We start from the raw sequence: 13,494 nt of genomic DNA, 5'->3' as shown, positions 1-13,494 counted from the left end.
AGAGTATTAAAACTTTGAAATTAAAATCTCCAACTTTTCACTACGGCACGTTGTTGTTTTATTAACTTTTATCACATATATTTTTGAATTTGAATTCGATTTATTTAACAGTAATTCATTGTTATTTCCTTTTGGAGAAACATATTCGCCATTAAACTCATCCCATTCATATAATAATGTACCATTTTCGTTACACCATAAGTAATTGTAACGATCATCAATCTTTTCGCTCAAAGTAACACGTATTTTATTCAACTTCTTATCGAATCGTACTTTCGCACCTTTTGGTTTTTCAACTTTATCAAAAACTTTAACTAATATTCTCTTTTTTTCAGATTTTTTGCCCTGCCACATACTTTCCACGAAATAAACAGTAGATTCATGGATATTATTGACACTCACATTCGATCCAGTAGCGAAAGGAACTGTTAATTGATGTTCGCTATACCAATTGTAAGTCAATCCACGACTTGCATGTTTTATGGATAGTACCTGTCCGCCATTATAACAGGTCTCGAGCGTATCGCCCCAGTTTGAAAGTGGCATTGCGAGTGCGCAGTCCATTTTATTGTTAATAGACCATACTGTTTCATAAACATGCTGTTGATGAGAATGGATACGAACTAATGAAGTTGTATCTTTCACAATCGCTTTTAATTGGTTTACACCCACTTCAAGCATACCCATATTCAAATAAATAGAGTCAATATTTTGATCAATTAACCGATTATTAAGATACCATTTCACTTCAAGTGTATTGGGGGATGGTTTTAACAATTTTAAAGAGAAAACAGACATGCTATCTGCATCTACAGGTTTACTCGCGACTGGCAGGGTAGCTAGAATTGGATTTGTTTTCTGATGTATGGTCTCTACAAAAACTTCTTGACAAACAGCACAAAAAGGAGCCACTAAGTATTGCATTTTACAAAATTCATGCGGTCTAAACCAAGTCGACTTTGATCCTGATCCTCCGTAAGAATATACACCAACACCTTGTGTCCCGACCCAATTCTTCCAAGGAACCTTTGTCGGATCAGACTCCTGACTACGATTAGGACCTTCAATTGCATATTGATTACCTGCCCAATATTCGTCGGCTAAAATAGAAAAAGAATGACCGATCTCATGAACAGCAATATCATTACTCATAAAGTTAACGGTTGCTGTCGCATACTTACCACCAGAACCTCCGTAAAAGGGAGAGTTTACCAAAATCACAACTTGTGTATAATTGGGAATATGCTCCTTTAATACCTGCTCGATAACCTGATACTTTTGTGGTACCACCAGCCGGTGCAGTCCTCCGTTATCGAAACTGCTTCCAAAGATGGTATTAGGTGATGCAATAGGAACTGGATATTTTTTTGTAAACTTATTAAAGCGGGCTGGATATTGACTCAAATCCGTATTGCCGTGTACACAGTCACTGGCAGTACAAGCATGTACAGCTCCAGATTCTAAAGACGGTGTTTTAATCGCGAATACATTAAAGTAATTACTGTACTGACGAAAGGGTTCCGTTTGAAAGAAATAATCTGTGAAACGTTTGGCATCTTCTTCAAAATCCATCAACTGCGCCTGTGTATAACCATCGCCCAAGATCACTAGGTTGACAACCTTTTGATCAGTACCTTGATATTGTAACGTATCGATCGCATAACGCTGTGCAAAACAATTGGGAAACAGGAGAAATAAAAATATAAAACTAAAAAGGAAATGCTGTAATCTGATATTCATTACGATAGGTATTGATTAGGTATTAGTTCATGTCTTTAATTTTGTGCTGCATCAGGTATTCACTGGGAGATACCTTCGTGATTTTTTTAAATACACGATTAAAATTCACCACATTATTAAAGCCGGTTTTAAAAGCGATATCCGATACATTCTCAGAAAGACCATGTATCAGCATTTTACAAGCTTGCTCAATGCGAATTTCATTGAGGAAAGTAATATAAGTTTTTCGGGTGTGTTTTTTAAAGTATTTACAGAAGGCATGCGGTGTCATATGGGCAATTGCCGCGATATCTTCCAAGGCTATCTTTTTCTCAAAATGCTTAAATGTATACTGAAAAATATCATTAATGCGAATCCCTTCTGCGTCAGAATACTTTTTTTGAGGAATTCCTGTATAAAGTGAAGTCCATAGATCTACTTTTTCAGCTAAATAATCGACAAGCCCCATAAATGCCGTTAAACGATCTAACCCATCCGTCTCATTAATCTGTAAAAACTTACGTTTGATCCCTGGATTTGAAGCGGCGTCCAGTTTTTTACTTACATTGATATTTTCTAGAAATGAACGGACTTCTGTCAATTCCGGCAATTGTAAGAAATCTTTAAACCGGGCGTAATCAAAGAATATATGAATCGCATGGATCTGCTCTTTTAAATCAGGATCAGGAACTAGCTCAGATCGTTGAAACATATGCGGTTCATCGGCATCTACAATATAAATTTCATCTTGTTTGAATTGATGTGTAAAATTGCCAATCAAAAAAGTACCTTCCCCCTTTAGAATGTATGTCAGTTGGATTTCTTTATGTCGATGATAGTTGCTGTAAAATTCAACCAACAGATCTTCTTGTACACAAACGGAACCTTGATTGGGGACAGGAACGGTAAACTGAACAATTTTCATTCTTACAAATAGCTACAAAAAAACAGATATTGTTTAATTATTCAAATTTAAACATTATAGCGGACAATAAACGTAAATTGTATTATAATTTATTCTTGACATTTTTAATAAAATCTGGTAACGTTGGATCTGCACCTGCCAGTTCAATAACAGTTCTTGATTTTGGATCCAGCCATAAGTATCGTGGGGTTCCAATAACATTATAGCTATTTTCGATAAAATCACGATCAGTCACGTTTAACAAATAACTGTTCATTCCTAATCCGATTTGTCGATTGCTTGCCCTCCAACGTTCATAATCTTCATCATCGGTCAAATACACAACTTCAACACCCATTTTTTTCAATTCGGCTTCTTTGCGTACTAAAACCGGTAAATCCATTTTTGAATTTTTGCCTTTACTTGACCAAACCGCAACAATTATCATTTTCTTATCTACTAGCTGGTCAAACTTCAAAGAATCACCTTTTAGATTACGAGGAGTAATAGCCGGAAAAACAGGCATATTAGCATAATAATTCTTGACATCATCTACTTTTGCAACAGCTGCTTTAACAAGTGGGTGTTTCTGAATAGCAGGATCTAAATGTGCTAAAATTTGATCATAATCTTTATAATTCTCCTTATTCAGGCTGATGTACTTAAAGGAATAGGGAATCAGAAATGATGCTTTTTGTTTGCTATTCAAAACATATTCTTCGTAAAATCTTTTATCATCTTTTCTAGCCCGAATTTCATTCGACTGTTTTGTTATTTCTTCAAGTCTATCTATAGTTTGATTATAGACAGACTCTTGTCCTCTGCTAAAGTTCATGAGCTTAGCATTCAAAGCAGCAGTTTCGTCGCTGTATTTGGCAAGCTGTTCATCTAATTCGTGCTGTACTTTTTCTTTGTTTTTATTGAATGCTATCAGTTCATTTGTCGTCAATGAATTTGTTTTTACCTCAATACTAAAATGATCGCCTTTTTCCTTGATAGCAACATCATAATCAGCATCAGCTTCCACATAAAGGGGCGTGCTATAATTAAAGGATTTCACAGCTCCCGAATCGGACCTGATGATCAGATCATAAAATGCATCAATGACCAACTCGCCTTCTAAAACGAACTTGCCTTGTTCTACTTTAGCTCGACGAAACTGCTGCATGGAATTATCGTGATCTTGCAAATAAACGGTACCATTTACTTCGGGATTTAAAGACCCCGTAATTTTATAGACAATTGGTGTTCCTTTTTTCTCCTGCTTTTTTTCTGGATTGGACTGACATGAACTTATAAAAAAGACGAAACATATCAGACAATAGTAAAGTGGTTGGTTCATAAAAAAATTGGTTGTAAACTCATCATGAATTTACAACCAATTTACAGAATTTTATTTATAAATTATTTTATTTTATAATTTTCGTATGTCGATCCATTTAATACTTTAACAACAGTTTTATTTGGTCCCGTTATTTTATAATTGGTGATCTGTCCATTCTTCCAAGTCATATCAACCGTATAATTTCCTCTAGCTTTCAATCCTTTTACGGCGCCATCTTTCCATGCTTTTGGCAATGCCGGCAGTAGGTGAATAAATCCGGAATGGCTTTGGAGAAGCATTTCTCCAATTCCGGCAGAACCTCCAAAATTACCATCTATCTGAAACGGCGGATGTGCACAGAACAGATTAGGGTAAGTACCTGCTCCGACTCCTTGATAGGTCGTTTCATTAACAAAAGCTGGTTTGAGCAATTGTCTTAAAATTTCTAAAGAATGGTCACCATCTTGCAACCTTGCCCAGAAAAGAATCTTCCATGCGCGAGACCAGCCTGTCCCCTCATCTCCTCTTACTTCTAATGTTTTACGAGCGGCCTCTGCCCACTCTTTATTTTGTTGTGGTGAAATGAAATGAGCCGGATATAATCCATATAAATGTGAAACGTGTCTATGTTTTGGTTCTATTTCAGTATAATCTTCCAACCATTCTTGCACACGGCCGCTTTTACTTACCACTACTGCTGGTGGAATCTGTGTCAACTTATCTTTTAACTTTTGAATAAAAGGATCGTTTAATTGCAAAAGACTATCCGCCTGAATCAAGTTCCCATAAAGTTCTCTAACAATTTGGTTATCAATCGTAGGTCCCATCACTACTGATGCGACTTCACCATTTGGAAGACGAAATCCATTTTCTGGAGAAACTGAAGGTGAAGTAACCAACCAGCCTGTCTTAGGATCCTTAACTAAAATATAATCATAAAACTCTGCTGCTCCTTTTAATACAGGATAAACTTCTTTTAAATAGGCTTTATCCTGAGTAAATTGATAATGCTCCCACAGGTGATTACATAACCATCCTGAAGCTGTACTCGACCCCCAAGATGCATTTTCTCCGGGTGCTGAGAAACCCCAAACATTTGTCATCATATAAACGACCCATCCTGGCGCATTGTAATAAGCTTTAGCCGTTTTTTCACCTGTCTTTGCAATACGCTTGATCAGGGCAATAAAAGGGGTATGGTATTCAGATAGATTACTTACTTCCACTCCCCAGTGATTCATTTGTGCATTGATGTTTAAGTGATAATCCCCATTCCAAGGTGTTTGAATCCGATGTGCCCATAATCCCTGCAAATTTGGAGGTAATGCATTCTTGTGTTCGGGAGCTGTGCTTGAAATACTCAAGTAGCGGCCAAATTGAAAATATAATGCGGCCAATCCATTATCTAAGGCTGGATTTTCAAAAAATTGCTGTAAACGTTTTCCAGTCGGAATATTCACCTTAGTCTGATCATCTGCGATGGTTAAAGCAACACGATCAAATTTCTTTGCAAATGCTTTTTTATGATTGCTATAGAGCTTTTCTTGTGCTATTTTTTCAGCAGTAGCGATATCCTGGCTGATCACCTGTTGTGGATCAGTTCCATAGTAATTCGTACTCGCTGCAAAAAGAACAGTAGCTTCGTCGGCACCTGTCAAGATCAATTGCTTACCATCATCCGTTAGTTTTCCGCCCTTAAATCTAATCTTCACTTTACTCGCAAACTGTAAGTTTTTGCCGCCTTTACCATCTGGCAAAGAACCCTGCAAAATAATCTCCCCATTTTTAACTTGATAAGAATCAATATTTTCAGCTCTTTCTAAGGCAATAGCAAAACTGATATTTTTTTTCTTTGAAGCAGTTAAGTGTACAACACCTACATTTTGATCAAAAGAAGTATAATAAGTCCTCTTATAATCCACTCCTCCTACAGTAAAGGAAGTCTGCGCGGTTGCATTGCCAATATTTAAGGATCTTTCATAATTTGAAACACCTTCAGCACTTAGTTTAAAATTGAATTTTAGAAATCCAAAATTCTGATAACAACCAAAAGGTGCATTGGCTCCGGTTCCGAAAGCAGATCCTTGGCCATTACAGACAAAATTCTTATTGACCAGTTCTTCTGCTTCTTTGTTCTTTCCAGCTATCAATAACTTCTGAATTTCACTGACACTCTTATATGCGTTATAATTATTAGGGTCTTCGGCAGAACCCGACCACATGGAAATTTCATTTAATACCAATGATTCAGACTGAATACCCCCATCAGGCATCATTCCGATTAACCCATTGCCTAAAGGAAGCGTTTCTTCCCAGCGGTTGGCAGGTTTGTCATACCACATGGTTAAAGCGTCTCTTTTTTGCGCTTGCGCCTGCAAGCAAGTCATGGCTGCCAGCGCAAATAATGTTGATTTTGTTATACCTTTCATTTCTTACTTAGAATATAATTCAAAGGATGCTACTGTGAATACATTTTTGGTTAACGTTTCCGTTGGAACAAATTTGATGTATTTTACTTTTACAACATCGTCAAAAATGATTTGCTGTAAAATCGGATTTGCTTTGATATTTGAAAATTCACCTTCCTTCAAAAGTTCCCATTGCTGTTTATTTTGACTGCTGTAAATTTTGTACTTCGTAGCTGTACCGATTGTTTTACCATCTTGACGAGGTAAGTATCCAAACCCGTTAATCGCTTCTTTCAATTCAAAAACAAATCCTTTCTCATAAGCAGTGACTGTTGCAAAAGTTTCCGCATTATTATCTATTGCTTTTGCCGATTCCGTAAAAGCTGCTGCCGTAAACTGCCTTGCACTTAATTTTTTGAATCCAGTATCCTCAAATTCAAAAGATTCATCAAATTCTTTAAATAAACCAAAATCACTTACTGTAATCGCTACAGGTGCAAATAATTGAATTCGTAGTTCATCCGTTGTAATGGGCTTCGTCAGTTTCATTAATCGATTTGCTCCGATACTGGTAGCTTTAGTGAGCAAGGTCCATTGCCCATTCACTTTCTGCTCAACTAAAACACTATCCAGACGTTGTCCTAATTTAATATTTTCTCTGATCTGGATAATATCAAATGTTTGCGCTGATTTCAATTTAATTTCCAGAGCAGCTTGATGCTCATCATCATTGGTTGCCCAATAGCTATAGCGATCATTATCGATAATATATTTCGTCCCGTATTCTCCAGTTTCATGATCGCGAGTAGTTGTTGCCGTAATCTGCGCATCTTTTGCTAAATTATTTTCAAACGTTTTTTTCACCTTTCTTCCGAAAGCTTCAAGTGATTTCACATCATTTTCATGCAGTTGTCCTGATGGCATCGGTGCCAATCCAAGATTCATATTTGCACCACGGCCTACAGATTTCAGATAGATCTCAAACAGTTCAGTTGGTGTTTTTACTTTCGCATTCTGCTCGGCATGATAAAACCACCCTGGTCGTTGTGGTACATCACATTCCGCAGGAATCCAGTATTTCCCATTTCTTACTCCTGAAGTCAGTGTTTTTTCATTTACCAATCCAGGAACTGCTTTTTTCCCATCAAGGCCTTCCGGCGTAAATGTAGCCCATGAGGTTTCTCCCGCAAATCCACTTTCATTTCCTACCCAACGCATATCTGGACCAACATCACTAAAAATCATGGCCATCGGTTGCAGTTTACGAACGATTGGCCAAGTTTTCTCCTCCCACGCATAATAGGTGTTGCGGTCAATCGTCCTTTTCTCTTTTAAACCTCCATAATAACCATCTCCACCATTGGCGCCATCATGCCAAGAGGTAAACAATTCACCATAATTAGACATTAACTCAGTCAATTGCGCCCGGTATGCATCAGCATAAGCGGCTGTTCCATATCTGGTATCATTTCGATCCCAAGCAGAAAGATAAACACCAAATTTCATGTTGTTTGCATGCGTCGCAGTCATAAAATCTTTAACCATATCCCCTTTTCCTTGTTTCCAGGGAGATGACGCTACACTATAAGTTGTCGTGGCTGTTGGCCATAAACAAAAGCCATCATGATGTTTTGCAACAGAGATGAGCCCTTTAAAGCCCCCAGAAGCCGCTGCCTTAGCAATTTGATTAGCATCAAAATTTGTAGGATTAAAGATAGCAGGATCTGCGTCACCATATCCCCACTCCTTATTTTGGAAGGTAGTTGGTGTATAATGTATTAAACAATACATATCCATTTCATGCCATTTCAACTGCCGTTCGGAAGGAAGTGCTCCATAAGGTTTTGGTGGATTTACCGGTTCAGATAGCAAAAAACTACCATTTACCCAGAGAAGACTAGAGAATAGAAAAGTAAACATATAATTAGATAAAGGTTTTAAGGTTTAAATATAGTTTAATTTTAGGGTATTAAAAATCTAACAAAATCATTTTCCTCAAGCAATCGATTGATTATATTTATATTACATATACAAAATAGTCATCACTAATCTTGATAAGGCATCAAGATTATCAATAAGATAAGCTCATTCATTTCATTTAAATTTGTTGTAGAACAATAGGGGAAAACTCATAAATTTTTTAAAAATGGAAGACAATAGAAACAAAAAAATTACAACAGCATCGGGCGCTCCTGTTGTAAACTACGAAGACACGATGACAATTGGCCCAAGAGGTCCGGTGCTATTACAAGATTATTTCCTCCATGAAAAACTGGCTCATTTCAACCGAGAACGTATTCCGGAACGTATTGTACATGCTAAGGGTTCTGGTGCCTATGGTACCTTCACGGTAACCAATGATATTTCGAAATACACAAGAGCAAAACTCTTTAATGGTATTGGAAAGCAAACAAAATTATTCATTCGCTTTTCAACTGTCGGAGGAGAAAGAGGTTCGGCAGATTCCGAACGTGATCCACGCGGATTTGCTGTTAAATTTTATACCGAAGATGGAAACTACGACTTGGTCGGTAATAACACGCCAGTCTTCTTTATCAAGGATGCTAAAAAATTTCCTGATTTTATTCACACTCAAAAGAGAGATCCTCATACTAACTGTAAATCGGCAACCATGGTCTGGGACTTCTGGTCACTCAATCCCGAATCATTGCACCAAGTAACGACTTTGATGTCCGATCGTGGAACGCCATTTGGATTCAGACATATGCACGGTTATGGAAGTCATACGTACTCTATGATCAACGCGCAAAATGAACGTGTCTATATCAAATACCACTTCAGAACACAACAAGGAATAAAAAATTTGACAGGTGCAGAAGCTGATGAAATGCGCGCTAAAGATATGGATTATGCACAACGTGATTTACATACAGCTATTGCGAAGGGTGATTTTCCGAAATGGAAGCTTTATATCCAAGTCATGACAGAATCGGAGACTAAAACGTTCCGTTGGAATCCATTTGACTTAACAAAAGTATGGTCACAGAAAGAATATCCTCTCATCGAGGTTGGTGAAATGGAATTAAATCAAAACCCAGATAATTACTTCGCTCATGTAGAACAAGTGGCTTTTGCTCCGGCACATATTGTAGATGGAATTGGATTCTCACCAGATAAAATGCTACAGGGACGTATATTATCTTACCCTGATGCTCAACGTTATCGTCTAGGGGGAAATTATGAACAGATTCCTGTGAACAGATGTCCTTTTATGACTAATAATTATCAACGTGATGGTCAGATGACTGTCAATGGGAATCAAGGGGCAGCTCCAAATTATTATCCAAATAGTTTTGATGGTCATTACGAAGACCAATCCTACAAGGAACCTGCATTGCAAGTAGATAGCCTAGTGGCTGATAATTATGACCGCAACGCTCCTGGTGAGGATGATCATTATACCCAGCCAGGTGATTTATACCGTTTATTGGATGCTGGACAGAAAGAACATCTCATTCAAAATATAGTAGGTGCTATGTCCGGAATTGAAGGACCAAAACGAGATGAAATTGTTATGCGACAACTGTGCCATTGGTTTAGAGCCGACATGAATTTAGGACTAGGAGTTGCTAAAGGATTAGGATTCTCTATGGATGAAATGGCGAAACATATGCCTCAAAAATAAAAAATCATTCGGCAATAATAAAAAGAGCGGAAATGTACCCATACACTTCCGCTCTTTTTATACCTTCGCAATACATCATAAACTATGATAATTATCAAAATTTAAAGCTTCACATCTACCTATACCACACTTATCCTAGCTTTTTAATAGTACTTATTCAGAATCGAATCAATATTGACAAAACTAAATGAATCGCATTACAATCGATTTAACTGTATGATAGGCTGTTATTTGAGATTGGAATCTTATAAATTTACAAAACCTAAGTTGTTCTACTGATTATTTTTTACGCAAAATTATTTGATAAAATATAAAAAATAAAATTTACAACTTGTACCTTTACCTCATCATGAACAAAGATCAATCTAAAATCATCCGCGAACAAGCCGATCGTTCTGCAACACGTGAGCATTCGGTGCCCCTATATCTTACTTCTAGTTTTATCTTTGATAGCGCAGAACAGGGAAGAGCTATTTTTGCTGATGAAGAGCAAGGAATGATATACTCCCGCTATGCCAATCCAAATACTTCAGAGCTTATTAACAAAGTTTGTATCCTAGAGGAAGCAGAAGCTGGGCTGTCCTTCTCTTCGGGTATGGCAGCAGTCTTTGCCTCTTTTGCAGGTATTGTTGAAAGTGGTGACCATATTGTTTCGTCACGCGCTATTTTTGGTTCAACTCACCAACTATTTACGCAACTATTCCCTCGTTGGGGAGTAACAACAACGTATGTTGATGCGGTCGATCCCGAAGAATGGGAAAAAGCCATTCAGCCGAATACAAAAATTATTTTCCTGGAATCACCTTCTAACCCTGGTCTGGAATTAGTAGATCTGGAATGGTTAGGTTCTTTAAAGAAAAAATATCCTAATATTATTTTAGCCATTGACAACTGCTTTGCAACACCTTATCTTCAAAAACCATTAAAGTATGGTTTTGATTTGTCAATTCATTCTGCTACAAAATATATGGACGGTCAGGGTCGTGTCCTTGGTGGATTAGTTGTAGGTAAACAGGAATTGATCGACAAATTAATGTTTTTCATTCGCCATACTGGTCCTTCCTTATCTCCTTTTAATGCTTGGGTCATCTCTAAAAGCTTAGATACACTGGGCTTACGTATGGATAGACATTGCAGCAACGCATTAGCATTAGCAACAGTTTTGGAAACAAACGAAGAAATTGAAGATGTTAAATATCCATTTCTTCCTTCCCATCCGCAATATGAGCTTGCAAAAAAACAGATGAAGGCCGGTGGTGGTATTGTCACTTTTGTTGTTAAAGGTGGAAAAGAGCGAGCTTTCCGTTTCTTAGACGAATTAAATATGATTTTATATACTTCTAATTTAGGGGATGCAAGATCAATCGCTACCCATCCTGCTTCTACAACGCATTCGAAATTAACAGAAGATGAACGTCTAAACCTTGGTATTCAACCGGGTAGTGTGCGTCTATCGGTTGGTTTAGAAGATCAGGAAGATATTATCCAGGATATCTTACAGGCATTGGAAAAAACTAAATAAAAAAAATAGAGCCATCTCCAAGAAGATGGCTCTATTCTTTATTTATGATCTGCTTATTTCAAAGATGCCAATGCAGCTTCGTAATTTGGCTCTTCTGTCACTTCCGCAACTTGCTCTTCATATAAAACTTTACCGTTTTCATCCAATGTAATGACTACACGGCTCAATAAACCCGCTAAAGGGCCATCGGAAAAACGCAATTGATATGCATCTGAAAAATTACTGTCTTTATATTCCGACAATGTAACCACATTATTCAAACCTTCCGCTGCACAAAAACGTCCTTGAGCAAATGGTAAATCTTTGGAAATACATAACACCACTGTATTTTCTAATCCTGACGCTGCTTTATTGAAAGCACGAACAGATGCTGCACAGGTACCTGTATCTACACTTGGGAAAATATTTAAAACTACTTTCTTTCCTTTATAATCTGCTAATGATTTATCAGATAAATCACCTGCTGTCAATTTAAAATCTGGAGCTTGATTTCCTACTGCTGGTAAATTTCCAACCGTATTAACTGCTCCACCTTTGAATGCTACTGTTGCCATAATTATTTTTTTTAGCAATTTAATGATTTCCTGTTAATCTTACTACAAAAATCACATTTATTAATACACATTCTTTCAAAATAAATATTTATCAATTTTCGCCAAAATAATATCGAAAAGCCACAAAAATTTACTATGTTAGCATTGTAATTCAAACACAAACGATAAACCAAATTTGATGTATATGAAGAAGTTACTAATTACCTTGCTTTGTGTATCGCCGTCTTTACTTTTAGCACAGGGATCTCAAGTCAATCTTCAGAGTCCAAAATCTGTCGGTATGGGTGGTGCAGGTTCTGCCTACTTTATAGATGAATCTTCCATCTTTTATAGCCCAGGAGCACTTTCAAAAATGAGCCACAATGCGGTTTCTGTAAACGGAAATGGTGTTATGTTTAAATCTGCTTTTCAAGCAACAGGAAGTTCTGTGGTGGATCATACTAAAAATCAGATAACGCCACCTTTTTCTGTTTTTGCCACAGTAGGACCTAAAAATACGTGGTGGAAAGCGGGTATAGGAATATATACACCTTATGGAGGTGCAGTAGACTGGGGCACTGAATGGACAGGTAAATACAGTTTAGTTAGTTTGTCGTTACGCGCCATATACATCCAACCTACCGTCAGTGTCAAATTAACGGACAACTTCAGCATCGGTGGGGGTTTTGTGTATAACATTGGTTCTGTGGATTTACAAAGTGCTGTTCCCGTTTATTTCCAAGATGGGTCATCAGGGTTGGCTGAATTAAAAGGAACCGGTACTGGAACAGGATATAATGTCGGTGTTCACTACAACTTAAATGAAGAATTTGCCATTTCTATGAGCTACCGATCTAAAGTTGTTACGAAATTAAAAGATGGAGATGCTAAATTCACAGTACCTGAAGCGGCGCAAGGAACATTTCCACCAAATAGTAAATTTAGCGCCGAACTTCCACTCCCATCTACTTTTGCTGTTGGTGTAACATTCCCGATCAGTGACAAAGTGAAAATGGCTGTGGATGGAACGGTGATCAATTACGATATTTATAAAGAACTAAACTTTGATTATAGTGGTGCAAATACTCCTGACACGCATTCCCCTAAGAATTATACAAAAGCAGGTTCTATTAAAGCGGGTATCGAATACTTGCCATCAGAGAAATTGCAACTCCGTATCGGTGGCGGTTATATCGCAACACCTGTGAGTAAAGATTATGTCTATCCAGAAACTCCAGATAACAACCGTGTACTGATTGCTGGCGGTTTCACATACAAAATGAATCAGAAGTTTGATCTAACAGGCTCTTTTGCATACCAGAGAATATTACCTCGCGAAGCAAATAATGTAGACAGCCATTTATCAGGAACGTATACGACGAATATTTACGCACCAGGTATTGGATTGACGTACAAATTTTAAGCATTTATATTAAAA

The 13,494-nt window shown here is 37.3% G+C and carries 9 protein-coding genes; 3 read left to right on the top strand and 6 right to left on the bottom strand.

Annotated elements, in window-relative coordinates; translation table 11 throughout:
• Positions 1-6 precede the first annotated feature (6 nt).
• The 5 genes from M2265_RS19105 to M2265_RS19085 form a co-directional block, all read right to left on the bottom strand.
• Entirely contained in the window at positions 7-1,740 is a 1,734-nt protein-coding gene (locus M2265_RS19105; RefSeq protein ID WP_132769245.1) for a M64 family metallopeptidase, read from the bottom strand.
• A gap of 22 nt (positions 1,741-1,762) precedes the next feature.
• Complete coding sequence (locus M2265_RS19100; RefSeq protein WP_132769247.1) at positions 1,763-2,644, bottom strand: AraC family transcriptional regulator; 882 nt, start codon at positions 2,642-2,644, stop codon at positions 1,763-1,765.
• Between the two features lie 82 nt (positions 2,645-2,726).
• Positions 2,727-3,965: a hypothetical protein gene (locus M2265_RS19095; RefSeq protein WP_132769249.1), complete on the bottom strand. Its 1,239-nt coding sequence runs from the start codon at positions 3,963-3,965 to the stop codon at positions 2,727-2,729.
• Positions 3,966-4,027: 62 nt separating this feature from the next.
• Positions 4,028-6,376 carry a glycosyl hydrolase family 95 catalytic domain-containing protein gene (locus M2265_RS19090; protein ID WP_132769251.1) on the bottom strand — a complete coding sequence of 783 codons (2,349 nt, stop codon included), beginning with the start codon at positions 6,374-6,376 and terminating at the stop codon, positions 4,028-4,030.
• 3 nt (positions 6,377-6,379) lie between these two features.
• Positions 6,380-8,275 carry an alpha-L-fucosidase gene (locus M2265_RS19085; protein WP_132769253.1) on the bottom strand — a complete coding sequence of 632 codons (1,896 nt, stop codon included), beginning with the start codon at positions 8,273-8,275 and terminating at the stop codon, positions 6,380-6,382.
• A 226-nt stretch (positions 8,276-8,501) separates the two neighbouring features.
• Between M2265_RS19085 and M2265_RS19080 the strand changes: the two genes are divergently transcribed.
• Both M2265_RS19080 and M2265_RS19075 read left to right on the top strand, forming a co-directional pair.
• Positions 8,502-10,001 carry a catalase gene (locus M2265_RS19080; protein ID WP_132769255.1) on the top strand — a complete coding sequence of 500 codons (1,500 nt, stop codon included), beginning with the start codon at positions 8,502-8,504 and terminating at the stop codon, positions 9,999-10,001.
• Between the two features lie 349 nt (positions 10,002-10,350).
• On the top strand, positions 10,351-11,523 hold the full coding sequence (locus M2265_RS19075) for a trans-sulfuration enzyme family protein (RefSeq protein ID WP_021188037.1): 1,173 nt from the start codon (positions 10,351-10,353) through the stop codon (positions 11,521-11,523).
• A gap of 53 nt (positions 11,524-11,576) precedes the next feature.
• Here the strand turns inward: M2265_RS19075 and tpx are convergent, their stop codons facing one another.
• A complete protein-coding gene (gene tpx, locus M2265_RS19070) occupies positions 11,577-12,077 on the bottom strand; it encodes a thiol peroxidase (RefSeq protein WP_132769257.1) in 501 nt (166 codons plus the stop codon).
• A gap of 184 nt (positions 12,078-12,261) precedes the next feature.
• Here tpx and M2265_RS19065 point away from each other — a divergent pair, with 184 nt between their 5' ends.
• The gene (locus M2265_RS19065) at positions 12,262-13,479 is read left to right on the top strand and encodes an OmpP1/FadL family transporter (protein ID WP_132769258.1); all 1,218 of its coding nucleotides are present in this window, start codon (positions 12,262-12,264) and stop codon (positions 13,477-13,479) included.
• The last annotated feature ends 15 nt before the right edge of the window (positions 13,480-13,494 follow it).

The sequence above is a fragment of the Sphingobacterium kitahiroshimense genome, from assembly GCF_025961315.1.
Classification (GTDB): Bacteria; Bacteroidota; Bacteroidia; order Sphingobacteriales; family Sphingobacteriaceae; genus Sphingobacterium; species Sphingobacterium anhuiense.
This window is presented reverse-complemented; position numbering and strand designations above follow the sequence as displayed.

What these genes read in the sequence shown, in the direction of transcription:
- M2265_RS19105 (WP_132769245.1), bottom strand. Translation starts at nt 1,740, where the DNA reads ATGAATATCAGATTACAGCATTTCCTTTTTAGTTTTATATTTTTATTT.
- M2265_RS19100 (WP_132769247.1), bottom strand. Translation starts at nt 2,644, where the DNA reads ATGAAAATTGTTCAGTTTACCGTTCCTGTCCCCAATCAAGGTTCCGTT.
- M2265_RS19095 (WP_132769249.1), bottom strand. Translation starts at nt 3,965, where the DNA reads ATGAACCAACCACTTTACTATTGTCTGATATGTTTCGTCTTTTTTATA.
- M2265_RS19090 (WP_132769251.1), bottom strand. Translation starts at nt 6,376, where the DNA reads ATGAAAGGTATAACAAAATCAACATTATTTGCGCTGGCAGCCATGACT.
- M2265_RS19085 (WP_132769253.1), bottom strand. Translation starts at nt 8,275, where the DNA reads ATGTTTACTTTTCTATTCTCTAGTCTTCTCTGGGTAAATGGTAGTTTT.
- M2265_RS19080 (WP_132769255.1), top strand. Translation starts at nt 8,502, where the DNA reads ATGGAAGACAATAGAAACAAAAAAATTACAACAGCATCGGGCGCTCCT.
- M2265_RS19075 (WP_021188037.1), top strand. Translation starts at nt 10,351, where the DNA reads ATGAACAAAGATCAATCTAAAATCATCCGCGAACAAGCCGATCGTTCT.
- tpx (WP_132769257.1), bottom strand. Translation starts at nt 12,077, where the DNA reads ATGGCAACAGTAGCATTCAAAGGTGGAGCAGTTAATACGGTTGGAAAT.
- M2265_RS19065 (WP_132769258.1), top strand. Translation starts at nt 12,262, where the DNA reads ATGAAGAAGTTACTAATTACCTTGCTTTGTGTATCGCCGTCTTTACTT.